Source organism: Streptomyces sp. NPDC031265 (genome assembly GCF_055570295.1).
This window is the reverse complement of record NZ_JBVIHM010000002.1, coordinates 186,428-208,860: the sequence shown is the minus strand read 5'-3', so window position 1 is coordinate 208,860 and position 22,433 is coordinate 186,428. Positions and strand designations below refer to the sequence as shown.

24 protein-coding genes and 1 pseudogene are annotated in these 22,433 nt (G+C 72.8%); 11 read left to right on the top strand and 14 right to left on the bottom strand.

The window, feature by feature from the left end:
• The first annotated feature begins 252 nt into the window (after window positions 1-252).
• The 3 genes and pseudogenes from ACZ499_RS05125 (at window position 253) to ACZ499_RS05115 (ending at window position 1,311) form a co-directional block, all read left to right on the top strand.
• On the top strand, window positions 253-393 hold the full coding sequence (locus tag ACZ499_RS05125; RefSeq protein ID WP_468672418.1) for a hypothetical protein: 141 nt from the start codon (window positions 253-255) through the stop codon (window positions 391-393).
• A 62-nt stretch (window positions 394-455) separates the two neighbouring features.
• A pseudogene (locus ACZ499_RS05120) lies at window positions 456-710 on the top strand (VWA domain-containing protein); the annotation flags it as partial.
• Between the two features lie 85 nt (window positions 711-795).
• On the top strand, window positions 796-1,311 hold the full coding sequence (locus ACZ499_RS05115) for a pyridoxamine 5'-phosphate oxidase family protein (protein WP_385549717.1): 516 nt from the start codon (window positions 796-798) through the stop codon (window positions 1,309-1,311).
• Here ACZ499_RS05115 and ACZ499_RS05110 read toward each other — a convergent pair.
• Window positions 1,308-2,423 carry an acyl-CoA dehydrogenase family protein gene (locus ACZ499_RS05110; RefSeq protein WP_468672415.1) on the bottom strand — a complete coding sequence of 372 codons (1,116 nt, stop codon included), beginning with the start codon at window positions 2,421-2,423 and terminating at the stop codon, window positions 1,308-1,310. The genes ACZ499_RS05115 and ACZ499_RS05110 overlap by 4 nt on opposite strands.
• The gene (locus ACZ499_RS05105; protein ID WP_468672413.1) at window positions 2,420-3,568 is read right to left on the bottom strand and encodes an acyl-CoA dehydrogenase family protein; all 1,149 of its coding nucleotides are present in this window, start codon (window positions 3,566-3,568) and stop codon (window positions 2,420-2,422) included. The genes ACZ499_RS05110 and ACZ499_RS05105 overlap by 4 nt, the downstream gene beginning before the upstream one ends.
• Before the next feature lie 61 nt (window positions 3,569-3,629).
• Here ACZ499_RS05105 and ACZ499_RS05100 point away from each other — a divergent pair, with 61 nt between their 5' ends.
• The 5 genes from ACZ499_RS05100 (at window position 3,630) to ACZ499_RS05080 (ending at window position 8,360) form a co-directional block, all read left to right on the top strand.
• Window positions 3,630-4,418 carry an SDR family oxidoreductase gene (locus ACZ499_RS05100; RefSeq protein ID WP_385546307.1) on the top strand — a complete coding sequence of 263 codons (789 nt, stop codon included), beginning with the start codon at window positions 3,630-3,632 and terminating at the stop codon, window positions 4,416-4,418.
• A 37-nt stretch (window positions 4,419-4,455) separates the two neighbouring features.
• Window positions 4,456-5,067, top strand: a complete 612-nt coding sequence (locus ACZ499_RS05095; RefSeq protein WP_385546310.1) for a TetR/AcrR family transcriptional regulator — start codon at window positions 4,456-4,458, stop codon at window positions 5,065-5,067.
• A 27-nt stretch (window positions 5,068-5,094) separates the two neighbouring features.
• Complete coding sequence (locus ACZ499_RS05090; RefSeq protein ID WP_468672409.1) at window positions 5,095-6,252, top strand: acetyl-CoA C-acetyltransferase; 1,158 nt, start codon at window positions 5,095-5,097, stop codon at window positions 6,250-6,252.
• Window positions 6,253-6,442: 190 nt separating this feature from the next.
• Complete coding sequence (locus ACZ499_RS05085; protein ID WP_385546315.1) at window positions 6,443-6,646, top strand: cold-shock protein; 204 nt, start codon at window positions 6,443-6,445, stop codon at window positions 6,644-6,646.
• Between the two features lie 94 nt (window positions 6,647-6,740).
• Window positions 6,741-8,360 (top strand): DEAD/DEAH box helicase, encoded by a 1,620-nt coding sequence (locus ACZ499_RS05080; protein WP_468672405.1) that lies wholly within the window; start codon window positions 6,741-6,743, stop codon window positions 8,358-8,360.
• Between the two features lie 548 nt (window positions 8,361-8,908).
• Here the strand turns inward: ACZ499_RS05080 and ACZ499_RS05075 are convergent.
• The 4 genes from ACZ499_RS05075 to ACZ499_RS05060 are packed head-to-tail and all read right to left on the bottom strand — an operon-like array spanning window position 8,909 to window position 12,319.
• On the bottom strand, window positions 8,909-9,976 hold the full coding sequence (locus tag ACZ499_RS05075; protein ID WP_468672403.1) for an NAD(P)H-dependent flavin oxidoreductase: 1,068 nt from the start codon (window positions 9,974-9,976) through the stop codon (window positions 8,909-8,911).
• Window positions 9,976-10,713 carry a CoA-transferase subunit beta gene (locus ACZ499_RS05070; RefSeq protein WP_385546324.1) on the bottom strand — a complete coding sequence of 246 codons (738 nt, stop codon included), beginning with the start codon at window positions 10,711-10,713 and terminating at the stop codon, window positions 9,976-9,978. The genes ACZ499_RS05075 and ACZ499_RS05070 overlap by 1 nt, the downstream gene beginning before the upstream one ends.
• Window positions 10,710-11,558, bottom strand: a complete 849-nt coding sequence (locus ACZ499_RS05065) for a CoA transferase subunit A (RefSeq protein ID WP_468405240.1) — start codon at window positions 11,556-11,558, stop codon at window positions 10,710-10,712. Before ACZ499_RS05065 ends, ACZ499_RS05070 begins: the two co-directional genes overlap by 4 nt.
• On the bottom strand, window positions 11,555-12,319 hold the full coding sequence (locus ACZ499_RS05060; RefSeq protein ID WP_468672401.1) for an enoyl-CoA hydratase family protein: 765 nt from the start codon (window positions 12,317-12,319) through the stop codon (window positions 11,555-11,557). The genes ACZ499_RS05065 and ACZ499_RS05060 overlap by 4 nt, the downstream gene beginning before the upstream one ends.
• Before the next feature lie 56 nt (window positions 12,320-12,375).
• On the opposite strand from ACZ499_RS05060, the gene ACZ499_RS05055 reads away from it, so the two are divergent.
• On the top strand, window positions 12,376-13,155 hold the full coding sequence (locus ACZ499_RS05055; protein ID WP_468672399.1) for an SDR family oxidoreductase: 780 nt from the start codon (window positions 12,376-12,378) through the stop codon (window positions 13,153-13,155).
• A 1-nt stretch (window position 13,156) separates the two neighbouring features.
• Window positions 13,157-14,038: an SDR family oxidoreductase gene (locus tag ACZ499_RS05050; protein WP_468672397.1), complete on the top strand. Its 882-nt coding sequence runs from the start codon at window positions 13,157-13,159 to the stop codon at window positions 14,036-14,038.
• A 107-nt stretch (window positions 14,039-14,145) separates the two neighbouring features.
• Here the strand turns inward: ACZ499_RS05050 and ACZ499_RS05045 are convergent, their stop codons facing one another.
• Window positions 14,146-14,616 (bottom strand): MarR family winged helix-turn-helix transcriptional regulator, encoded by a 471-nt coding sequence (locus tag ACZ499_RS05045; RefSeq protein ID WP_468672394.1) that lies wholly within the window; start codon window positions 14,614-14,616, stop codon window positions 14,146-14,148.
• 178 nt (window positions 14,617-14,794) lie between these two features.
• Between ACZ499_RS05045 and ACZ499_RS05040 the strand changes: the two genes are divergently transcribed.
• Entirely contained in the window at window positions 14,795-15,211 is a 417-nt protein-coding gene (locus ACZ499_RS05040; protein WP_468672392.1) for a guanyl-specific ribonuclease, read from the top strand.
• 32 nt (window positions 15,212-15,243) lie between these two features.
• Here the strand turns inward: ACZ499_RS05040 and ACZ499_RS05035 are convergent, their stop codons facing one another.
• The 7 genes from ACZ499_RS05035 to ACZ499_RS05005 all read right to left on the bottom strand — a co-directional run bounded on the left by ACZ499_RS05035 (window position 15,244) and on the right by ACZ499_RS05005 (window position 22,274).
• Window positions 15,244-15,999, bottom strand: a complete 756-nt coding sequence (locus tag ACZ499_RS05035) for a GntR family transcriptional regulator (protein ID WP_468672390.1) — start codon at window positions 15,997-15,999, stop codon at window positions 15,244-15,246.
• 38 nt (window positions 16,000-16,037) lie between these two features.
• A complete protein-coding gene (locus ACZ499_RS05030; RefSeq protein ID WP_468672387.1) occupies window positions 16,038-16,688 on the bottom strand; it encodes an HAD family hydrolase in 651 nt (216 codons plus the stop codon).
• Window positions 16,685-17,743 carry an ABC transporter ATP-binding protein gene (locus tag ACZ499_RS05025; protein WP_468672385.1) on the bottom strand — a complete coding sequence of 353 codons (1,059 nt, stop codon included), beginning with the start codon at window positions 17,741-17,743 and terminating at the stop codon, window positions 16,685-16,687. Before ACZ499_RS05025 ends, ACZ499_RS05030 begins: the two co-directional genes overlap by 4 nt.
• Window positions 17,740-18,609, bottom strand: coding sequence for an ABC transporter permease (locus ACZ499_RS05020; RefSeq protein ID WP_468672383.1), 870 nt, complete (start codon window positions 18,607-18,609; stop codon window positions 17,740-17,742). The genes ACZ499_RS05025 and ACZ499_RS05020 overlap by 4 nt, the downstream gene beginning before the upstream one ends.
• Window positions 18,597-19,496: an ABC transporter permease gene (locus tag ACZ499_RS05015; protein WP_468672381.1), complete on the bottom strand. Its 900-nt coding sequence runs from the start codon at window positions 19,494-19,496 to the stop codon at window positions 18,597-18,599. Before ACZ499_RS05015 ends, ACZ499_RS05020 begins: the two co-directional genes overlap by 13 nt.
• 8 nt (window positions 19,497-19,504) lie before the next feature.
• Entirely contained in the window at window positions 19,505-20,674 is a 1,170-nt protein-coding gene (locus ACZ499_RS05010) for an ABC transporter substrate-binding protein (protein ID WP_468672378.1), read from the bottom strand.
• A gap of 691 nt (window positions 20,675-21,365) precedes the next feature.
• Window positions 21,366-22,274, bottom strand: a complete 909-nt coding sequence (locus ACZ499_RS05005) for a hypothetical protein (RefSeq protein ID WP_468672376.1) — start codon at window positions 22,272-22,274, stop codon at window positions 21,366-21,368.
• Window positions 22,275-22,433: the final 159 nt, after the last annotated feature.

The following is a 22,433-nucleotide window of genomic DNA, read 5'->3' as shown; positions in this document are numbered from 1 at the left end:
ACCCCGGACCCCCGCAGCGCGGCGCCTGCCCCACTGTCCCCGACCGGACGACTGGGTGGGCGCCGCGGCGCGTCACCCCTTGCGGCCCCCGGAACTCCACCCGCGCGTCCTCCGCGTACGCCCCCAGGGCGCCCTGGGGGCAAGGGCGCCCGGTGCCGGTGAAGTCGGCGAGGCCCGCCGTGTCCACGGCCACCCGGAGACGGCCGCCCTCCCGCTGGACCCGGACCGTGTACCCCTTACGTCGTCAACGACGTGCACGGGACGAAGGTGCTGCCGGAGAACATCGGGAACCATGAGCCCGTGGCGTACCGCAACCATCCGCCGCGGCTGCCCGCGGACGAACTCGCGTGCCTGTCCGCTCTCCCCGCGGACGACCTGCGGCGGCCGCGCTAGCAGACCGTGGCCGCGCTCTTCGACGGCATGCCGGAGGACCTGTGGGAGTCCCTGCTCCCCCTGGATACGCCTGCAAGGACGCCGGGCTGCCGATGTTCTGGCAGTTCATCGGCTGCGGCGACCCCGGCAGCCGGCAGTTCGACTTTCTGCGCAAGCTCGACGAGCGGGCGGTCCCGGCGCTCCGGCCCGTCGACAACGCGGGGTTCTTCCACGCGGGCGCCGACCCGCGCCGGGTGGCGGACGCGGAGCTCTACGACCGTCTCCTCGGGGAGTTCCCGTACTGGCTGCGGGCGGCGCGGGCGCGGGGGATCGTGCGGCGACGGTCACGTCCCGGGTGGACGCCCGGCAACCCCCGGAGTAGTCCAGGCAGAAGATGCCGGGCACCTGCGGTTTGATGGGTGCATGGCATCGCAGACATTCCGCTGGAAAGAGTTCGAGACCGCCGAGCCGCAGTTCGCCGAGGCCGTGCGCGAGCGTTTCCTTCTGTACAAGCATCATGTCCTCGCGACCTTGCGCGCGGACGGCAGTCCCCGGGTCACCGGTCTTGAGGTCGAGATCCGTGGTGGCGAGTTGTGGCTCGGCATGATGCCGAACTCCCGTAAGGCGTACGACCTGCGCCGCGACCCGCGTTTCGCGGTCCAGGCGAACCCGGGGCCCGACGCGGAGATGGCCGAGGGTGACGTCCGGATCAGCGGACGGGCGGTCGAGGTCGTCGACGCCGGGGAGCTCGCCCGGTACGCGGGCGATGTGCATCCGCCCGAGCCGTTCCTCCTCTTCCGGGCGGAGCTGGCCGAGGTGGTCCACACGGGCATCGACAAGGAGGCGGAGGAGATCGTCCTGCGGGCCTGGCGCCCCGGCGCCGCCCTGCGCACCATCCGGCGGGGCAACGGGACCGAGCCGCCGCGCGAAGACGCCTAGGGGTACGCCGCCAGCACCTCCGCCCGGCAGGCGGCCGGTGTGCCCCAGGCGTCACGTAGCGGGCGCGCCTTGCGCAGCCAGAGGGAGAGGTCCAGCTCCTCGGTGTAGCCGATCGCGCCGTGGAGCTGGAGCGCGGCCCGGGCCGCCGTGTAGGCGGCCTCGCCCGCCGTCGCCTTCGCCGCCGCGAGGTCGCCCGGCGCGAGGGTGAGCGCCGCCCCGTACACCAGCGGCCGCGCGAACTCCACCGCGAGCAGTGTGTCCGCGAGCCGGTGCTTGACCGCCTGGAACGAGCCGATCGGCACCCCGAACTGGGTGCGCTGCTTGACGTACGCGACGGTTCGCCGCAGCAGCTCCTCGGCCACCCCGACCGCCTGGGCGGCCGCCGCGAGCCGGGCCCAGCGGACGGCGCAACCGACCGCCTCTGCCAACAGGGGTCCGGCGGCGAGGAGTTCCCCACCGGGGTCGGGGCGCGCGAGCCGCCGTGCGGGGTCGAGGGAGGTGAGAAGGGGGCCGTGGCCGGGGGCGAGCCGGAGCTCGGGGGCGGGGCCGGTGCGGCGGCCGGTGCGCGCGGCTCCTGCCCCACCGGTCCCGGCTCCACCGGTCCTGGCTCCACCGGTCCCGGCTTCCCCGGCCTCGCCCGGAGCGGCCCCGGCCCCGCCCGCCCCCGTCACCACCAGCACCACATCCGCCCCGTCTGGATCCAGCACATACCCCCCGCCCGCCCCCTCCGGCACCGCCAGCGTGACGACGCTCTCGCCCGCCAGCACGCCCGGCAGCAGGCGCTTGGCCGGGGCGGGGTCGCCGCCGTCCGCCAGGTGGCAGAGCAGGGCCGTCGCCGCCGCCGTCTCCACCAGCGGGCCCGGTACCGCGTGGCGGCCCAACTCCCGGTAGGCCATGGCCAGTTCGACCGGACGGCGACCCATCCCGTCGTGCGCCTCCGGCGCCGCGAGCGCGAACACCCCCGCCCCGGCGAGCCGCGCCCACAGCGCCCGGCCGGACCCGTGGTCCCCGGCCGACCAGGACCGTACGGCCGACGGGGTGTCCGAGGCGGTCAGGAGCGCGTCCAGGGAGCGGGCGAAGTCGCGCTGCTCGGCGGTCGGCAGAAACCTCATCGGGGGCGGCCCTTCGGGAGGCCGAGCAGGCGCTCGGCGACGATGTCGCGCTGGATCTCGTTGGTACCGGCGTACACGGGCCCGGCCAGGGCGAAGACGTACCCCTCTCCCCACCCTTCGGGCGACTCCGCCAACTCGCCCTCCGCGCCCAGCAGTTCCAGCGCCGTCTCGTGCAGCGTGATGTCGTACTCCGACCAGAACAGCTTGTTCAGGCTCGACTCCGCGCCCATCTCCCCGCCCGCCGCGAAGCGGGACGCGCCCGCGTACGTGAACAGCTGATAGGCCCGCGCCCCGATCACCGCGTCCGCCACCCGGTCGCGCATCCCACGGTCCTCGCCCCGCTCGTGCCACAGCCGTACGAGCCGGTCGGCGGCGGCCAGGAAGCGGCCGGGGGAGCGCAGGGTCAGGCCGCGCTCGTTGCCGGTCGTCGACATCGCGATGCGCCAGCCCTGCCCCGGCTCCCCGATGACGTCCTCGTCGGGGACGAACACCTCGTCCAGGAACAGCTCCGCGAAAGCGGGTTTGCCGTCGAGGCGGCCGATCGGGCGGACGGTCACCCCGGGGGCCCGCAGATCGAACATCACGTAGGTCAGGCCCTGGTGGGGGCGGGGCGCCGCCGGGTCCGTACGGAAGATGCCGAAGGCGCGGTCGGCGAACGCGGCCCGCGACGACCACGTCTTCTGGCCCGACAGCAGCCAGCCCCCGTCCGTGCGTACGGCCCGGGACCGCAGCGACGCCAGGTCGGACCCGGCCTCCGGCTCCGACCAGGCCTGCGCCCACACCACCCCCCCGCTCGCCATGTCCGGCAGCACCCGGGCGCGCTGCTCCTCCGTACCGTGGTCGAAGAGCGTCGGCGCGAGCAGGCTGATGCCGTTCTGGGAGACCCGGCCCGGCGCTCCCGCCGCCCAGTACTCCTCCTCGAAGGCCAGCCACCGGAAGAGGTCGGCGCCCCGGCCCCCGAACCGCTCGGGCCAGGAGACGGCCGACCACCGCCCGGCGTACAGCTCGGCCTCCCACTCCCGGTGCGCGGCGAAACCCTCCGCCGTCTCCAGGGAGGGGAGCGGCGCGCCCGGCACATGGACGGCGAGCCACCGGCGCGCCTCGGCGCGGAAGGCGTCCTCCTCGGCCGTGTGGTCCAAGTCCATTGCGGGGCCCGCCCCTTCGCGACCGTTCCCTAACAAGTGTTTGGTAGGTTAGCCTGCGGACGTGACCGACAACAAGGTTCCGTACGTGCCCGGGCACGGCCTCCTCGACGGCCGCACCGCCGTCGTCACCGCCGCCGCCGGGGCCGGGATCGGCGGCGCGACCGCCCGCAGGTTCCTGGAGGAGGGCGCGCGGGTGCTGGTCAGCGACGCGCACGCGCGCAGGCTCAAGGAGACCGAGGAGGCCCTGGCGGCCGAGTTCGGCGCCGGCGCCGTGGCCGCGCTGCCCTGCGACGTCACCGACGACTCACAGGTGCGCGCGCTGTTCGACGGGGCGGTACGGCTGCACGGCCGCCTCGACGTCGTCGTCAACAACGCGGGCCTCGGCGGCACTGCCGAGCTGGCCGACATGAGCGACGAGCAGTGGGACCGGGTCCTCGACGTCACCCTCAACGGCACCTTCCGGTGCACCAGGGCGGCCCTGCGTGCCTATCGGGCCGCCGGCCGGGGCGGCGTGATCGTCAACAACGCGTCCGTCGTCGGCTGGCGCGCCCAGGCCGGGCAGGCCCACTACGCCGCCGCCAAGGCGGGCGTCATGGCGCTCACCCGCTGCGCGGCGATCGAGGCGGCCGCCCACGGGGTGCGGGTCAACGCGGTCTCGCCCTCCCTGGCCATGCACCCCCACCTCGCCAAGGTCACCTCCGCCGAGCTCCTCGACGAGCTCGCCGCGCGGGAGGCCTTCGGGCGGTACGCCGAGCCGTGGGAGGTGGCCAACGTCGTCGTCTTCCTGGCCAGCGACTACTCCTCCTACATGACGGGCGAAGTCGTCGCCGTCAGCAGCCAGCACGCCTAGCGCCGCCGCCCAGGACCCCCAGGACCACAATGGACCCGTGCCGAAGAACAAGAAGCAGCAGGTGACCGGCGTGCCCGAGCGGCGCGGAGAACTCCTCGCCACCGCGGCCGAGGTGTTCGCCGCCCAGGGCTACAACGCCACCACCGTCCGCAGGATCGCCGACGAGGCGGGCATGCTCGCGGGCAGCCTCTACTACCACTTCGATTCCAAGGAATCGATGCTCGACGAGATCCTCTCCACCTTCCTGACCGAGCTGTGGGAGGGGTACGACGCCGTGCTCGCGGCCGGGCTCGGGCCGCGCGAGACCATCGAGGCCCTGGTCACCGAGTCCTTCCGGGAGATCGACCGGCACCGGGCCGCCGTCGCGATCTACCAGAAGGAGTCCAGGCACCTCACCGCGCTGCCGCGCTTCGGCTACCTCGCCGACTCGCAGCGGAAGTTCGAGGAGGCGTGGCTGGGGACCCTGGAGCGGGGGGTCGCGGCGAAGGCGTTCCGGGCGGACCTGGACGTCCGGCTCACCTACCGGTTCGTCCGCGACACGGTGTGGGTGGCCGCGTCCTGGTACCGGCCCGGCGGACAGCACAGCCCGGAGGAGATCGCCCGCCAGTACCTGTCGATGGTGCTGGACGGAATCGCCGTACGAGAGTAATCCGTTGGCGTATCAGGGGAGTTGAGAATGGGCGAGGCATACATAGTCGAAGCGGTGCGCACCCCGGTGGGGCGACGCGGGGGCGGGCTCGCGGGTGTCCACCCGGCGGACCTGGGGGCGCATGTGCTCAGCGCGCTCGTCGAGCGCTGCGGGATCGACCCGGCCGCCGTCGAGGACGTCGTCTTCGGCTGCCTCGACGCGGTCGGGCCGCAGGCCGGGGACATCGCGCGGACGGCGTGGCTGGCGGCCGGGCTGCCGCAGGAGGTGCCGGGCGTCACCGTCGACCGCCAGTGCGGCTCGTCCCAGCAGGCCGTGCACTTCGCCGCGCAGGCCGTGCTCTCCGGCACCCAGGACCTGGTGGTCGCGGGCGGCACCCAGAACATGTCGATGATCCCGATCGCCTTCGCCTCCCGGCAGGCGGCCGAGCCGCTCGGCCTGACCGAGGGCCCCTTCGCGGGCTCCGCGGGCTGGCGGGCGCGGTACGGGGACCAGCCCGTCAACCAGTTCCACGGCGCCGAGCTCATCGCGCACAAGTGGGGGGTCAGCCGCCAGGACCAGGAGGAGTTCGCACTCCGCTCGCACCGGCGCGCGATCCGGGCCGCCGACGAGGGCCGCTTCGTACGCGAGACCGTGCCGTACGGGGACGTGCGCGTCGACGAGGGGCCGCGCCGCGACACCACGGCGGAGAAGATGGCGGCCCTGAAGCCGGTCGTCGAGGGCGGCACGATCACCGCCGCGTGCTCCTCCCAGGTCTCGGACGGCGCGGCCGCGATGCTCCTGGCGAGCGAGCGGGCCGTACGGGAGCACGGGCTCACCCCGCGCGCCCGGATCCACCACCTCTCGGTACGCGGCGAGGACCCCATCCGGATGCTCTCGGCGCCGATCCCGGCGACGGCGTACGCGCTGAAGAAGACGGGCCTGACGATCGACGCGATCGACCTGGTCGAGATCAACGAGGCGTTCGCGCCGGTGGTGCTCGCCTGGCTGAAGGAGACCGGCGCGGACCCGGCGAAGGTCAATGTCAACGGGGGCGCCATCGCGCTGGGGCACCCTTTGGGAGCCACCGGTGTACGGCTGATGACGACGCTGCTGCACGAGCTGGAGCGCACCGGCGGGCGCTTCGGCCTCCAGACGATGTGCGAGGGCGGTGGCCAGGCGAATGTGACGGTGATCGAGCGCCTGTGAGCCGGGCCCGGGGGAGTGGTGCGGCCCACACGGCCCGCACCTGCCCCTGAGGGGGGCACGTGGTACAGTTTCTCCGTTGCAGTTTTGGTACCCATAGACTTTATGTGCGCCTGACGGGAATGTTCCTCAGGCGCATTATTGTTTTTCCGGCTTTCTCCGGATGGGGCCCCTACCTATTCAGGAGAATGACATGGCTACTGGCACCGTGAAGTGGTTCAACTCGGAAAAGGGCTTCGGCTTCATCGAGCAGGACGGTGGCGGCCCGGACGTCTTCGCCCACTACTCGAACATCGCCTCCTCCGGCTTCCGTGAGCTCCTTGAGGGCCAGAAGGTCTCCTTCGAGGTCACCCAGGGCCAGAAGGGCCTGCAGGCGGAGAACATCCTCCCCGTCTGATCACGGCGAATTCCGAGCCGGGGCCCGCACCGCGCAGGTGCGGGTCCCGGCTTGCGTGCTGTCCGTCCACCGGGCCCAGGAAGGCAATTTCCGTATGACGCGTATGACCCCCCGCAAGCGCTCCACCTCCAGCTCCGCCAAGCCCGCCGCGAACGCCGCGCGCGGCCGGACCGTGCAGCCGCAGGGCGAATTCACGTTGCCGGAAACGGTCACGCCCGCGCTGCCCTCGGTGGCCGGTTTCGACGACCTCGACATGCCCGCGGCGCTCCTCAAGACGCTGGCCGCGCAGGGCGTGACCGAGCCGTTCCCGATCCAGGCCGCGACCCTGCCGAACTCCCTCGCAGGCCGCGACATCCTCGGCCGCGGCCGCACGGGCTCGGGCAAGACCCTCGCCTTCGGCCTCGCACTCCTGGCCCGTACGGCCGGCCACCGCGCCGAGCCGAAGGCGCCGCTCGCCCTCGTGCTCGTGCCGACGCGTGAGCTGGCCCAGCAGGTCACCGACGCGCTGACGCCGTACGCCACGGCCGTCAACCTGCGCCTGACCACGGTCGTGGGCGGCCTTTCGCTCACCAAGCAGTCGAACGCGCTGCGGCGCGGCGCCGAGGTGCTCGTGGCGACGCCCGGCCGCCTCAAGGACCTCATAGAGCGCGGCGACTGCGTGCTCGGCCAGGTACGGATCACCGTCCTCGACGAGGCCGACCAGATGGCCGACATGGGCTTCATGCCCCAGGTCACGGCGCTGCTGAAGCAGGTCGAGCCGGGCGGGCAGCGCATGCTGTTCTCCGCGACCCTGGACAAGAACATCGACCGCCTGGTCCGTATGTTCCTGACCGACCCGGTCGTCCACTCGGTGGACCCGTCGGCGGGCGCGGTCACGACGATGGAACACCACGTCCTCTACATCCAGGACGAGACCGACAAGAAGGCCGTCACCGCGCGGATCGCGGCGCGCGACGGCCGGGTGATCATGTTCCTGGACACCAAGCGTTCGGTGGACCGGCTGGTCAAGCGGCTGCTCGCGAGCGGCGTACGGGCGGGGGGCCTGCACGGCGGCCGCTCCCAGCCGCAGCGCAACCGCACCCTTGAGCAGTTCAAGAACGGCCAGCTCACCGCGCTCGTCGCGACGAACGTGGCGGCGCGTGGCATCCACGTCGACGACCTCGACCTGGTCGTCAACGTCGACCCGCCCACGGACCACAAGGACTACCTCCACCGAGGCGGCCGCACCGCCCGCGCGGGCGAGTCCGGCAGCGTCGTGACGCTGGTCCTGCCCGAGCAGAAGCGGGAGATGAGCCGCCTGATGACGTTCGCGGGGATCCGTCCCCGGACGGCGGCGGTGAAGTCGAGCGACGAGGAGCTGGTACGGGTCACGGGCGCGCGCGAGCCGTCCGGGGTGCCGGTCGTGATCGAGGTCCCGGCCCCGACGCCGCCGTCGGGTGCCCGCACCCGTAGCCGGGGCGCCCGCTCGGGCTCCCGCACGTCCTCGGGCCACACGGGGCAGTCCCAGGGTGCCCGTACGCAGGGTTCTGCCCAGGGTGGCCGCGCTCAGGGTTCTGCCCAGGGCGGTCGGGCTACGGGTTCTGCCCAGGGTGGCCGGGCCGGGCAGTCCCAGGGCGGGGCCCGGAGTGCCCAGTCCCAGGGCGCCCGCGCCCAGGCCGGCGGGGCGCGGCGTGGCCGTCCCCAGTCGGGCGGCCGCCGCAGCGCGTCGGCGTAGCCGGAGCTTCCACCGGTCTCAGCGCCCCCAGACCCCTCTGTTTGTCTGCGGCCCCGGTGGGGGCTGGTCGCGCAGTTCCCCGCGCCCCTTAGGGGGATGGGGGTGTCCAGCGCGGACAGGTCGGGCAGCGGGGGCACATTCAGCTCCTCCGGCGTTTGAGGAGCAGGGGGCAGGGAGCGAAGCTCCCGCCCTTCAGGGGCGCGGGGAACTGCGCGACCAGCCACAGACGACCCGCAGACGAACGAGGTCCGGGGCGGAGCCCCGAAAGCGGGGGCGGGGGCGAAGCCCCAGCGGGGGTACCGGGGGCGGAGCCCCCGTGAGCGGGGTGTAGGGGCCGCAGGCCCCGCCAGGGATCCGGGGCCGCAACTCCCGTGAACAGGGTGCGCGGGCCACAGGCCCCAGCGTGGCGGTACCGGGGCCGCAGGCCCCGTCAGGGGTGCAGGGGGCGGAGCCCCCGCAAGCGGGTGCAGGGGCGCAGCCCCGCGACGGGGGTCCGGGGGCGTAGCCCCCGGGAGAGCCACATCACCCCCCACCCACCCCCGGAGGGTTTAGGGAAGGGGCGGGGTGGGGCCAAGGTCACGGAGCGCGGACAGCGTCGCCGTCGCCTCCCGCATCACCCTCCCCACGAGCTCCCCCACGCTAGGCAGATCCTCAATCACCCCCGCCACCTGCCCGGACGCCATCACCCCCGCCTCCACCCGCCCCTCCACCATCGACGCCCGCAGCAGCATCGGCGTATTCGCCGCAAGCAGTACCTGGCTCCACGTCAGGTCCTTGCCGTGGCGAAGTGCGCGGCCGTCCGCCACCAGACGGGCCCACGACGAGCCCGACAGCGAGCGGAACGCCGCCGCGTGCCGCACGGCAGAGACCAACGAACGCACCCGCCCGGCCCGTTCGAGCAACGCCACCAGCTCCGTACGGAGCATGCGGTGCGGCAACCCGTCCACCGCCCGCGTCACCGTCACGTCCCCCACCCCCGCCGCCAGATACCGCGCCTTCACCGCATCCGGCACCGGAGAGTCCGACGTGAGAAGGAACCGCGTGCCCATCGCGACCCCGGCCGCCCCGTACGCCAGCGCGGCCACCAGCCCGCGCCCGTCGTGGAAGCCCCCGGCCGCCACCACCGGGATGTCCACCGCGTCCACGACCTGCGGCAGCAGGACCGTCGTCGCCACCTCGCCGGTGTGCCCGCCGCCCTCCCCGCCCTGCACGATCACCGCGTCCGCGCCCCACGCCGCCACCTTCTCGGCGTGCCGCCGCGCCCCGACGGACGGCACGACCACCACCCCCGCGTCCTTGAGCGAGGCGATCAGCTCCCGCGAGGGGGCGAGCGCGAAGGACGCCACCCGTACCCCTTCCTCCACGATGATCCGCACCCGCTCCCGCGCGTCCCCCGCGTCGGCCCGCAGGTTCACCCCGAACGGCGCGTCCGTACGCGACTTGACCTCCCGTACCGCCGCGCGCAGCTCCCGCGTGGTCATCGTCGCCGAGGCGAGGATGCCCAGCGCCCCGGCCTCGGCCGTGGCCGACACCAGCCGGGGACCGGCCACCCACCCCATCCCCGTCTGCACGATCGGGTGCCGCACTCCCACCAGCCGGGTCAGTGCCGTCTCCATCAGCTACGGACCTCCCCGTCGCGCCGCCCCTCCGGGTCCAGCACCTCCCGTATCAGACGCAGCTCTTCGGGAGTGGGGTCCCGGGTGTACGGGACCTCGTCCTTCACCGTCAGCTCGAAGCCCGTCGCCGCGCGCACCTGCTCCACCGTCACCCCGGGGTGCAGCGACGCCAGTCGCATCGTGCGGTCCGGTGTGGCGAAGTCGAGGACGCCGAGGTCGCTGACGACCCGGGGGATGCGGTGGTAGCGCGCCCCGGCGGCGGCCGCCCGGTCGTAGCCGACGCCGCACACCATGTCGACCTCGGGCACGAACACCCGGGGGGAGTGGCGCGGGATCCAGTAACTCACCGGGTTGTTGAGGGTGTTGACGGGGGCGCCGCGCACCCCGAGCAGCTGGCGTGTGGGCGCCGCCCAGTCGCCGATGCAGGAGATGTTCTGGTTGCCGAACCGGTCGATCTGGCTCGCGCCCATCATCACGTGCCGTCTGCCCCCGGTGACCATGGTCAGATGGCGGCGGTACGGCAGCCAGCCCTCCGCCGCCCCGTCCGCCCCGACCAGCGTCGCCTCGCCGTCGGTGAGCAGCAGGTCCGGGGCGAAGGTGCGCCGGGCCAGGCGCGCGCCCAGCGACGGGATCAGGCCCATCGGGCTGGCCAGCACCTCCCCGTCGCCGCGCCAGGCCTCGGCGCAGGCGATCACGCAGTACTCGGCGCGGCCGATCACCACGGTCGAGTCCGTCATCGGACCTCCTCGTGCCAGGCCTGGACGGCCGACTGGTAGCTCTTCTCGTCCGGCCCCGCCAGGAACCGCGGGGCGAACTCGTCCCACGGTGTCGTCGCGTACAGCTTCTGGAACGGCTCGTCCCGCCCGTAGTCCGGTACGCACGACGTGAAGTGCGCTCCGTTCGGCGTCTCGACGACGCCCGTGACCGAGTGGCGTCCGACCAGGAGGGTCTGCGGGACGGCGTCCGCGAAGCCGCCCGGCTCGACGAGTTGTTCGCAGGAGACGTACGCGCTGTCGGCGGCCTCGCAGAACAGGTCGTCGAAGTAGGGGTCGGGGCCCAGGTACTGGGCGTTGCCGAGCCGGTCGGCGCGGTTGAGGTGGACCAGGGCCGCGTCCATGTGGAGCGCGGGCACGGCCACGAACGTCTCCCCGTCCTCGTACGGCGAAGTCACCGTCCGCAGACCGGGGTTGACCCGCATGACGTCCGAGCCCAGTCCGGCCCGTACCGGCAGGAAGGGCAGCCGGTTGGCGGCCGCGTGCAGCCCCCACATGAACATCGCCTCGTCGATCTCCGTCAGCGTGAACGCCCCCGCCTCGCGCGCCGCGCGGAAGTGCGGCTCCAGCGGGATGGAGTCGAGGGTGGCGAAGGGGGCGATCAGCCTGCGGATCCTTCCGGCGGCCGCGAGCAGTCCGACGTCCGGGCCGCCGTACGAGATCACCGTCAGATCCGTCACCGGCGCTCTGAGCAGCGCCCTGACCAGCGCCATCGGCTTGCGGCGTGAGCCCCAGCCTCCGATGCCGAGGGTCATGCCGCTGTGCAGCCGCGCGACGGCCTCCTCGGGCGTCATGGTCTTGTCCGTCATGCCCGCTCCTTCCCCTTCCCCGGTTCCTCGCCGAAGGTGTCGCGGACCCGGTCGGCCACCCCGCTGAGGTTGGCCTCGAACGTGAAGCCCTGTTCGAAGCGGTAGCTGCGGCGGACGTCGACGGGGTCGATGCCGTTGATGGCGGCCTTGGCCAGCCGGATGAGTGAACCGTCCTTACGGGCGATCTCTCGCGCCAACTCCACTGCGGTGTCGAGGAGTTCGGAACCGCGGACCACCTTCCACACCGATCCGTGGGCCAGCAGCTCCCGGGCCGTGGCCGTCCGCGAGGTGTAGTAGAGCGCGCGCATCAGGTGCTGGGGGACGAGCCGGGCCAGATGGGTGGCGGCGCCGAGTGCGCCCCGGTCCAGCTCGGGCAGCCCGAAGGTGGCGTCCTCGCTGGCGACCACCACGTCGGCGTTGCCCACCAGACCGATCCCGCCGCCCAGGCAGTGCCCCTGCACCGCCGCGACCACCGGCACCTCACACTCGTACACCGCCGCGAAGGCCTCGTAACAGCCCCGGTTGGCGCCGATGAGCGCGCTGTGGCCGGGGTCGCGCTGCATCTCCTTGATGTCGACCCCGGCGTTGAAGCCGCGCCCCTCGGCGGCCAGGACGACACAGCGGATCTTGGGGTCGCGCCCGGCCGTGCGCACGGCGTCGGCCAGCTCGTACCAGCCGTGCACGGGAAGCGCGTTGACGGGTGGGAAGTCGACGGTGACGAGGGAAATCCCCTTCTCGGGGCCGGTGGTGGAGACACCCATGAGCGGATCAGCTACCTTTCCACCAAACATTTGTTAGGTAGGGAAGGTAGCAGCGGATGGAGCTGGCCGGGAAGGCGGCGGTCGTCACGGGCGGCACCCGGGGCGTCGGTGCGGGCATCGCGCGGGCGTTCCTCGCGGCGGGCGCCGAGGTGGTGGTCTGCGCCCGCAGACCGCCGGAGCGGCCGGTCGGAGCGGAGGGCAGGGAGGCCGAGTTCCGCCCGCTCGACCTGCGGGAACCTTCCGCCGTACGGGAGTTCTTCGACGCGGTCGCGACGGCGTACGGGCACCTCGACGTGCTCGTCAACAACGCGGGCGGCACGCCCTACCGCCTCCTCGGGGAGTCGCCCGCCGAGCGCCACGCGCGCGTGGTGGAGCTCAACCTCACCGCGCCGCTCACCGCCTCGCTCGCCGCGTACCCGCATCTGCGGGCGTCCGGCGGCTCGGTGGTGATGATCGGCAGCGTCAGCGGTACGCGCGCCTCGCCCGGCACCGCCGCGTACGGCGCCGCCAAGGCGGGCCTGGAGAACCTGGCCCGCTCGATGGCGGTGGAGTGGGCGCCCGGGGTGCGGGTCAACACGCTCGTCCTGGGAATGGTCCGCACCGAGCTCGCGCATCTGCACTACGGGGACGGGCAGGGCGTCGAGGCCGTCGCCAGGACCGTGCCGCTCGGCCGCCTCGCCGAGCCGGGCGAGGTGGGGGAGGCGGCCGTCTTCCTCGCCTCCGCGCGGGCCGCGTACATCACCGGCGCGTCCCTCCTGGTCCACGGCGGCGGCGAGCGCCCGGCGTTCCTCGACGCGGCCACGGTCAACAAATCACCCGAGGAGCAAGGGAGTTGAGATGACGGACATCAGTGCGGGGCGGGTCGTCGTGGTGACCGGGGCGGGGCGGGGGCTCGGCCGTGCGCACGCCCTGGCGTTCGCGGCCGAGGGGGCGAAGGTCGTCGTCAACGACCTCGGCGTCGGCCTCGACGGCTCCCCCGCCCCCGGCAGCCCGGCCGAGCAGGTCGCCGCCGAGATCCGTGCGGCGGGCGGTGAGGCGGTCGCACACGGCGGGGACATCGCGACGGCGAAGGGCGCTGCCTCCCTCGTCGAAGCCGCCCTCGACCGCTTCGGCCGCCTGGACACGCTGGTGAGCAACGCGGGCTTCCTGCGCGACCGGATGCTGGTCAACCTCGACGAGGACGACTGGGACGCGGTCCTCCGGGTCCACCTCAAGGGCCACTTCCTGCCGCTGCGGGCAGCGGCGGCGCACTGGCGCGCCGAGTCCAAGGCGGGCCGCGGGCCGGTGGCCCGGGTCGTCCACACGACCTCGGGGGCGGGCCTGCTCGGCAGCGTGGGCCAGGGGAACTACGCGGCGGCCAAGGCCGGGATCGTCGGCCTCACGCTGGTGGCCTCGGCGGAGCTCGGGCAGTACGGCGTCCAGGTCAACGCGATCGCCCCGGCGGCGCGCACCCGGATGACCGAGCAGGTCTTCACCGGCCTCGCGGCCACACCCGAGGACGTGTCACCGCTGGTGGTGTGGCTCGGCTCGGCGGCGAGCGAGGGCGTGACGGGCCGGGTCTTCGAGGCGGAAGGGGGCCGCATCACGGTCATGGAGGGCTGGCGCCCGGGCCCGACGGCGGACAAGGGAGCCCGCTGGACCCCGGCGGAGGCGGGCGAGACGGCACGAAGGCTGCTGGGGGAGGCAGAGGCGCCGGGGGCGGTGTACGGGGCGGGGTGAGGGGGCGGGGAAGCCGCCGGCTGCGGCGGCGCGTCCCGCGCTGGGGCCCTTTCGTCGAATTCCCGTCGTCGCCCGTCGCGGGGCAGGCGGGAATCTGACGACAGGGCCTACGGCCCCAGCCGCGCCGCCGCCTCGCGCTGGAGCGTGCTGTTGCCGACGAGGAAGCGGATCACGGTCTCCAGCTCGTCCGTCGTGAACTCCTCGCAGAAGTCCGCCACTTGATGGGACCAGTCCACGAAGAACCGCTTCAGGCCGTCGATGTTCTCCCGGCGGATCTCGATGAGGACGCGTCGCTTGTCCGTGGGGTGCTTGGCGCGCCGTGCGAACCCCTTGGCCTCCAGGCGGTCGACGAGGCCGGTGACGGAGGCGGGGGCGAGGCCGGTGTGCTGGGAGAGTTCCTTCGCGGTGAGCGGACCGAACCGTTCCAGCAGATCGAGCGTCTTGGTCTCGGAGGCGCCCAGGCCTTGCCTTTCGGCGACCGCGGTGTGGAACATCACCGTGACGCCGCTGTGTTCGCGCGTCACGGAGACAAGATCTTCGACCGCCTTGGCACGGTCGGCAGCGAGTCTGTGGTCCATGGCGGGAGAGAGTAGCAAGGCCTTTAGTTCGCTTAAACGAAAGAATGACCAAATTCTTCCCATGAGAGCAAAGAGCGGCAGACGCTTCCGTTACGGGCGGGTGCCGCAGGTTAACTCGTGGGAAATTCAACGGAATTGACGTTGACGGCCCCCGCTCTACGCGCGTCATCATGGCCGCATGAGAATCCCCCCACGTATCACCACGCTTGGCGGAATAGTCACCCTCGCCGCCACCCTGCTCCTCGGCCCGGCCGCACTTCCGGCCACCGCGGCCACCGCGGCCACCGCGTCGACGGCGTCCGTCCAGAGCGTCGGCAGCATCTGCTACTCCGCCCTGCCCTCGCAGGCGTACGACACGCTGCGGCTCATCGACAAGGGCGGCCCGTTCCCGTACTCCCAGGACGGCGTCGTCTTCTCCAACCGCGAGCACGTGCTGCCGTCGGAGCCGAGCGGCTACTACCACGAGTACACCGTGAAGACGCCCGGCTCCTCGACGCGCGGCGCCCGCCGCATCGTCACCGGACAGCAGAGCGACGAGGACTACTACACCTCGGACCACTACGCGACGTTCGACCTGGTCGACCACGGCTGCTGAGCAACAGCGGCGGACCCGGGCAGGCAGGAGCCTCACGAGCCGTTGAGGCTCCTGCCCATCGCCCTCGACCCCGACGAGTTCCGTACCGTGAACGCCACCGTGCCCGGCAGATAGCGGTCCTGGGACCACTCCAGCGGCAGGCCCGCCGGGTCGGTGGAGCGGCGGCGCTCGCGCAGCAGGCCGTCACCGGCCCGGCAGCCGAGCAGCTCCGCGTCGGCGGCGTCCGCCGGGACCACGTCGATCGTGTGCAGGGCGTCGCTGAACAGCACCCCGTGCGCCTCCAGCTCGTCGGCGTGGGAGGCGAGGCCCGGGTCCATCGCCGCCACCAGCTCACCCACCCGCTCCGGGTAGGTCGTGCGCTCCACCATCACCGGGGACCCGGAGAGCGTACGGACCCGAAGGACCCGGAAGATCCGCTCCCCGACCGGGAGCCGCAGATGGTAGGCCTCCTCCTCGGTCGCCTCGCCCGGGTCCACCGCGACCGTCCGGCCGCCCGGCTCCTCGCCCTGCGAGCGCGCCCAGCGCGCGAACGACCGCAGCTCCTCGAAGCTCTGCAGCCGCGTCCCGCCCCCGCCGAGCACCACCCGCCGCGCCCCGCGCCGCGAGGTGACCAGCCCGTCGGCCCGCAGCGCGGCGAGCGCCTGGCGGACCGTGCCCCTGGACACGCCGTAGGTACGGGCGAGTTCGTCCTCGGCGGGCAGCCGCGCCCCCGACCCGTACTCCCCGGCGGTGATGGCCGCCCGCAGATCGCCGGCCACCTTCCGGTACAGCGGCGCCTTGCCTGCCATCTCTCCCCGTCCCCGTTCCTGTCCCCGTCGACTGCCCGCTAGCGCACGCTGATCAGCGAGCGGAGCAACGCCAGATCAGCTTCCTCCAGACTAGCCAGCACGGTCCGGCCCGCCGCTGGCGCGATGGGTTCCATCGACGGCACCGCGAGCACCGCGCACCCCGCCGCCTCCGCCGACGCCACCCCCGTCACCGTGTCCTCGACGGCCACGCACCGCGAAGGCTCCGCGCCGAGCGCCGCTGCCGCCGCCAGATAGGGATCGGGCGCGGGCTTGGTCCGTACGGTGTCCTCCGCCCCGTACACCGCGTCGAAGCGGTGCCCGGCCAGGGAGGCCGCGACCCGGTCGACGACCGCGCGAGGGGACGCCGACACCAGCGCGGTCGGCACCTGGTTGCGGCGCAGCACCGAAAGGAGCCGCAGCGCGCCCGGCCGGGGCTCGGCCCCGTCCGCGAGCCGCGCGGCGAAACCGTCGCCCAACTCGGCCGCCAGGGCGGCTTGTTGAACGCCGAGCGGCTCGTACAGCATCGTGGCGGTGTCCTCGACGGACCGTCCGTACACCGCCGTGCGCCCGGTGCCCACCAGCGCGTACCCGTGCCGGGCCGCGACCTGTTCGACGACCTCGACCCAGGCCCGCTCGGTGTCGACCAGGGTGCCGTCCATGTCGAAGAGCACCGCCCGCAGCCCGCTCACGCCTCCTCACCCGCCGCGAGCACCGGACGCCGCTGCGGCCGTACGGTCACGGCCGCACCGGCGCCGAACGCGCCCGCCGCGTGCGAGGGCAGATCAACCTTCACCTCGGTGCCGTCCGCGAGACGGACGCGCAGCCGGGTACTGGCCCCGTGGAAGGAGCTGCCGGTGACGAGGTCGGGTCCGTCCGCCGACACGTCGAGCGCCTCGGGGCGCACCAGGAACGCGGTGGCACCGGCCGCCGGACCGTCCACGGGAAGCGTGACGCCGAGGACCTCCGCCTGCCCGTCCGGGGCGGGGCGCCCCGGGACCCGGTTCATGGTGCCGATGAAGGACGCCACGAACGCGGTCGCCGGACGGTCGTACAACTCGGCCGGGGTGGCGCACTGCTCCAGCCGCCCGCCGCGCATCACCGCGACCCGGTCGGCCATCGACAGGGCCTCCTCCTGGTCGTGCGTGACGAACACGGTGGTGATCCCGAGCTCCAGCTGGAGCCGCCGGATCTCCTCGCGCAGGTTCACCCGCACCTTGGCGTCGAGCGCCGAGAGCGGCTCGTCGAGCAGCAGCAGCCGGGGCCGCAGGGCGAGCGCCCGGGCCAGCGCCACGCGCTGCTGCTGACCGCCGGAGAGCTGGTGCGGAAATCGCCCGCCGTGGTCGGGCAGACCCACAAGCTCCAGCAACTCGGCGGCGCGCGAACGCCGTTCGGCCGCCGCGACCTTGCGCATCCGCATCCCGAAGGCCACGTTGTCGGCCGCGGTCAGATGCGGGAAGAGGCTGTACGACTGGAAGACCATCCCGGTGTCGCGCCGGTTGGCCGGGACCGGCACGATGTCCTCACCGTCGAGCAGCACCTGACCGGAGTCGGGCTTCTCGAAGCCCGCGAGGACCCGCAGCGCCGTGGTCTTGCCGCAGCCCGACGGGCCGAGCAGGGCGAGGAGTTCACCGGGTACGACATCGAGGTCGAGCCCGTCGAGCGCGACGGCGGAGCCGAAGGTGCGGCGCAGCCCCCGGATCCTCAGGGCGGTCCCGGTGCGCGCAGCTGCGTCGGTGATCGTCACGCGCCCGCCTCCTTCTTGGTCTTGTCACTGCGGGGGGCACGCGCCGAACGGGCGGCACGCGTACGGAAGACGGCGGTCAGGGCCAGCAGCAGCACCCAGGTGAGCACCAGGCTGAGCAGCGAGACGGCCACGGACAGCTGGGCGTTGGAGCCGGACGCCTGCACGATCCACACCGCGAACGGCCGGAACCCGAGCAGCTGCGCCACCGTGAACTCGCCGAGCACCAGCGCGAGCGCCAGGAACGAGGCGTTGAGCAGCGCTGTGCGCAGATTGGGCAGGACGACCGAGACGATCGCCCGGGGCCAGGAGGCGCCCAGGTCGCGGGCGGCCTCGACGAGCGTACGGACGTCGACGGCCCGCAGCCCCGCCTCCAGTGAGCGGTAGACGAACGGCAGCGCCATCACCACGTACGCGAGGACCAGCACGATCGGGAAGTCCGGGTCCTGCACGGCGACGAACGTCTCGTACAGCGGAGTGCCGGCGAGGTGGTCGGGCCCCCACTTCAGTACGGTCCCGATCCCGGCGACCAGCGCGACCGGCGGCACCACCAGCGGCAGCGTGCAGACCACTTCGAGCACCGCCCGCAGCCGTCCCGAGCCCGAGATCCGCACCGCGAGCGCGGCCGGGAGCGTCAGGAGCAGCGCGAGGGCGACCGTGGTGAGCCCGAGGCCGAGGGAGAGCAGCAGGGCGGTGGTGAAGCCGTCGGCGGAGAAGATCTGCGTGTACGAATCAAGGGTGAACCCCTGACCGGGCACATCCACCGTGAAGACAAGAGCCGCGATCAGCGGAACCAGGAAGTAGAGCCCGGCGGCGCCGAGGACGACACCGCGCCACCGGCGCATCCCGGCCGGGATCAGGCGAGCCATCGGGCGCTCCTTCGCTGCAGCGGCAGATGGACGGCCATGACGAGCGCCGCGACCAGGACCATGTCGAGGCTGAGGGCGAGCGCCACGTTCTCCTGGCCGATCAGGACGTTGCCGGAGAGCGCGTCCGCGATCTGGAGCGTCACCAGCGGCACCGAGCTGCCGACCATCGCGGCGGCCGTGGCGTACGCGGCGAAGGCGCTGCCGAAGAGCAGCACGAACCCGCCGAGCAGGGTCGGCAGCAGCACCGGGATGCCCACGTGCCGCCAGTACTGCCAGGCGCCGGCACCGGAGTTGAGCGCGGCCTCGCGCCACTGCGGCCGCAGCCCGTCGAGGGCGGGTGCGACGGTGAGAACCATCAACGGCACCAGAAAGTACAGATAAGTAAGGGAGAGTCCCCAGAAGCTGTAGAGGCTCCACCCATGCCGGTCGAGGCCGAGGCGGGTGGTGAGCACACCGGCGTTGCCGAGGGTCGCGACGAAGGCGAACGCCAGCGGTACACCGCCGAAGTTGGCGAGCACGCCGGACGCGGTGAGCACGGCTTCGCGCAGCGCCCGGCCGCGCGAGGTGACGACGGCCTGGGCGAGCAGCAACCCGAGCACCGAGCCGATGGCCGCGGTGACCGCGGCCAGCTTGAGGCTGCCGAGGAGCGCGGTGCGGTAGGCGCCGTGCAGGGACTGGTCGAGGTTGCCGAGCCCGTACGAGCCGCTGACGGTGAGCGCGCCGTTGAACATGGCGACGGCGGGGAGCCCGAAGGCGAGGGCCACGAAGGCGAGCAGGGGCAGGGCGGCGAGCCAGGACCCGGGTGCCCTGAGGCCCCGCCGGGGACGGCGCACGTCAGTCGCGGCGCCGGCCCCCGACGAGGAGGAGGTGAGGAGTGACGAGGTCATGGATCAGATCAGCCCGAGATCGCCTTGGCCCAGCCCGCGGCGAGGACCTGCTTGGCCTTGGCGGTCTGCGCCTCGGACGGGAACTTCGGGGTGCCCGCGACCTTGGGCAGCGCGGCCGCGGCGGCCTTGTCGAGCGAGCCGTCCTGCTCCATGGCGGTCATGAGCGCGGGACGGGCGTGGCCCTTCAGCCACAGGTTCTGCCCCTCGGTGGAGTACAGGTACTCCTGCCACAGCCGGGCGGCGGCGGGGTGGGGCGCATCCTTGTTGATGGCCTGGGAGTAATACTGCGCGTAAACGCCATCCCCCGGCACAGCAACCTTCCAGTCCAGCCCCTTGCTCTTGAACTCCTCCCCATACCCGGCGTTGAGATAGTCCCAGTCGATACTGATCGGGGTCTCACCCTTCTCGACGGTGGCCGGGGTGGACTCGACGGGGTTGTAGTTCCCGTTCTTCTTGAGCTTGCCGAAGAAGTCGAGACCGGGCTGGATGTCGTCGAAGGACCCGCCGGAGGCGAGGGCGGCGGCATAGACACCGGCGAAGGCCGAACCCGACTTGGTCGGGTTGCCGTTGAGCGCGACCTGCCCCTTGTACTGCGGCTTCAGCAGATCGGCGAAGGTCTGCGGGCACTCCTTGACGCGCTTGGCGTCACAGCCGATGGAGACGTAGCCGCCGTAGTCGTTGAACCAGCGGGCCTGCGCGTCCTTCTGCCCCTCGGCGATCTTGTCGTACGCGGTCACCTTGTACGGGGCGGTCAGCCCCTGCTGGGCCGCGGCCTGCGCGAACGAGGCACCGAGGTCGAGCACGTCCGGGGCGCGGTCCTGGCCCTTGCGGGTCTTGACGGCGTTGATCTCGTCCTGGCTGGTCCCGTCCGGGTTCTCGACGGCGACCTTGATCCCGTACTTCTTCTGGAACCCGTCGATGAGGGCACCGTAGTTGGCCCAGTCGCGGGGGATGGCGATGGCGTTGAGCGTGCCTTCCTTCTTGGCGGCGGCGATGAGGGCGTCCATCCCACCGGCCTCGGCGGCGGACCCGGCGGCCGCGACGGAAACCCCGCCGCCCTTCCCGCCCGAGTCGACGTTCTTGGCATCGCTCTTCGCGCCGCAGGCGGCAAGGGCGAACGCGGATGCGGTGAGCGCGAGGGCGATACCGGTGGTGCGGATACGGGGGGCGGTCGTCACGAGGGCTCCATGAGGGGCGAGGTTGTACAGCCAACTGTTGTACAGACAACTCCTTCATTACGGGGGTGGGGTGTGACGCGGTGGTGAACGTGGGGCGTCGGGCAGGGCGGGCGGGGGCGAATTTCGGCCGGGCCGGTGGGTGATGGCTGATTTACGGGTTCATCTGCGGGTTCGGTGGGGGCTGGTCGCTCCCCCACGTTCTCGGCTTCGCTCGAACAGGGGGGACCCCCATCGCGGCGGAGCCGCACAATGTCACGGCCCCGCGCCCCTTTTGGGCCCGGTGTATGTCTGCGGGCCGGGCTGTGGTTGCTCGCGCAGTTCCCCGCGCCCCTAAAGGCACGCAGAAGGGGGCCCGGCCAAGATTCAGCCCCGGCGGCGGGAAATTCAGCCCCTCCGGCGTGCGAATCCAGCCTCTCCGGCGTTTGAGGAGCCGGGGCAGGGAGTGAGGCTCCCGCTCTTCAGGGGTGCGGGGCTGTGACATGTGCGGCTCCGCCGCGTGGGCGAGACCAGCCACAGACGGCCCCGCAGACGAACAGGGGCCGGGGCGGAGCCCCGAAAGCGGGGTGCAGGGTCCGGGGCCCCGCCCGGGGTCCGGGGCGTAGCCCCCGGGAAACCCTCCTCCACCCCCACCCACCCCCGAGGCCGCGCGGCGGAGCCGCGAACGTCACAGCGGGAACGGGCGGGGTGGGGGCTATGTGTCGCAGGTCAGTACCGCCCCGCACACCCCGCACCGCACCCGCACCCTCCCCCGAACCCCCACCCGATTCCGCTGCCCACACGTCGGGCACGAGAAGCACACCCGCAGCGAGGACCCCTCCCCCTCGAAGGAGTACGGCGCCCCCGCCGACCCCCGCGCACCCCGCCGGTCCCGCGCGTACCGCCGCCGCCCCGCCCACCCCGCCGCCACCAGCGGCGGCTGCTGCTCGTCGAGCCGGGCCCGGGCGAGCCCGGCCCGGTACGCGGGGTACGCCTGCGGGCTGGTGAACCACGGCGACGGGTCCTCGCCGAACACCGCCGCCCGCTTCGCCAGTACGTAACCGAACTCCTCCGGCGTCAGGTACCCCAGCTTCTGGCTGGACACCCCGTCCTCCCGGAAAGCGTCGAGCAGCAGCCACCCCGCCCCCAGATACGTGGTCGCCGTGTCCGTGAGGATCTCGTTGGCCCGCGTCCCCGGGAACTCCAGCCCGAGCCGGTGCAGCAGCACATGTGTGATCTCGTGTGCGAGGGCCGCCCCGATGTCCCGCCGGTGGCGCCGGAAGCGGTCGTTGAGTTCGATGAAGTACTCGGGCCCCGCGGCCAGTTCGACCGACGCCGCGTGCTGCATCTCGCGGAACCCGACGATCATCCGGGCGTCCGGCAGATGGAGGTGCTGGACCAGCGCCCTGGCCACCCGCTGGGCGCCCAGATGGAGGTCGTCGTGGTCGGCGAAGGCCACGTCCGCGGGGAGGACGCTCGTCGCGTACCCCTGGATCCCGTCGGACGACAGCCGCCGGTACAGCGCGGTGATCGCCGCCCGCACGGTCTCGATGTGCGGATACCCGTGGACGACCGGACCGGAGCCGTGACCGGCCCCGGACCCGGCCGCGTTCGTATGGGCCACGCTGTCACCCCCGTACGACGGTGAACCAGCCTCCACTGTACGAGGGACCCGCGGCACGCCGCCTTCGTACACATGGCCGGAAAGTCATCCTTGTTGGGCGCCCCGGGGGCTCCGATAATCCACAACACGCGCATTGACGCGCCCATGTCATCCCAGTGG

Bases quoted from the DNA above. Each gene is read 5' to 3' on its own strand.
- ACZ499_RS05080 (WP_468672405.1), top strand. From the start codon at position 6,741: ATGACGCGTATGACCCCCCGCAAGCGCTCCACCTCCAGCTCCGCCAAG.
- ACZ499_RS05090 (WP_468672409.1), top strand. From the start codon at position 5,095: ATGGGCGAGGCATACATAGTCGAAGCGGTGCGCACCCCGGTGGGGCGA.
- ACZ499_RS05035 (WP_468672390.1), bottom strand. From the start codon at position 15,999: ATGGCAGGCAAGGCGCCGCTGTACCGGAAGGTGGCCGGCGATCTGCGG.
- ACZ499_RS05075 (WP_468672403.1), bottom strand. From the start codon at position 9,976: ATGGAGACGGCACTGACCCGGCTGGTGGGAGTGCGGCACCCGATCGTG.
- ACZ499_RS05110 (WP_468672415.1), bottom strand. From the start codon at position 2,423: ATGAGGTTTCTGCCGACCGCCGAGCAGCGCGACTTCGCCCGCTCCCTG.
- ACZ499_RS05020 (WP_468672383.1), bottom strand. From the start codon at position 18,609: ATGGCTCGCCTGATCCCGGCCGGGATGCGCCGGTGGCGCGGTGTCGTC.
- ACZ499_RS05015 (WP_468672381.1), bottom strand. From the start codon at position 19,496: ATGACCTCGTCACTCCTCACCTCCTCCTCGTCGGGGGCCGGCGCCGCG.
- ACZ499_RS05045 (WP_468672394.1), bottom strand. From the start codon at position 14,616: ATGGACCACAGACTCGCTGCCGACCGTGCCAAGGCGGTCGAAGATCTT.
- ACZ499_RS05065 (WP_468405240.1), bottom strand. From the start codon at position 11,558: ATGACGGACAAGACCATGACGCCCGAGGAGGCCGTCGCGCGGCTGCAC.
- ACZ499_RS05070 (WP_385546324.1), bottom strand. From the start codon at position 10,713: ATGACGGACTCGACCGTGGTGATCGGCCGCGCCGAGTACTGCGTGATC.
- ACZ499_RS05105 (WP_468672413.1), bottom strand. From the start codon at position 3,568: ATGGACTTGGACCACACGGCCGAGGAGGACGCCTTCCGCGCCGAGGCG.
- ACZ499_RS05055 (WP_468672399.1), top strand. From the start codon at position 12,376: ATGGAGCTGGCCGGGAAGGCGGCGGTCGTCACGGGCGGCACCCGGGGC.
- ACZ499_RS05040 (WP_468672392.1), top strand. From the start codon at position 14,795: ATGAGAATCCCCCCACGTATCACCACGCTTGGCGGAATAGTCACCCTC.
- ACZ499_RS05115 (WP_385549717.1), top strand. From the start codon at position 796: ATGGCATCGCAGACATTCCGCTGGAAAGAGTTCGAGACCGCCGAGCCG.
- ACZ499_RS05060 (WP_468672401.1), bottom strand. From the start codon at position 12,319: ATGGGTGTCTCCACCACCGGCCCCGAGAAGGGGATTTCCCTCGTCACC.
- ACZ499_RS05050 (WP_468672397.1), top strand. From the start codon at position 13,157: ATGACGGACATCAGTGCGGGGCGGGTCGTCGTGGTGACCGGGGCGGGG.
- ACZ499_RS05085 (WP_385546315.1), top strand. From the start codon at position 6,443: ATGGCTACTGGCACCGTGAAGTGGTTCAACTCGGAAAAGGGCTTCGGC.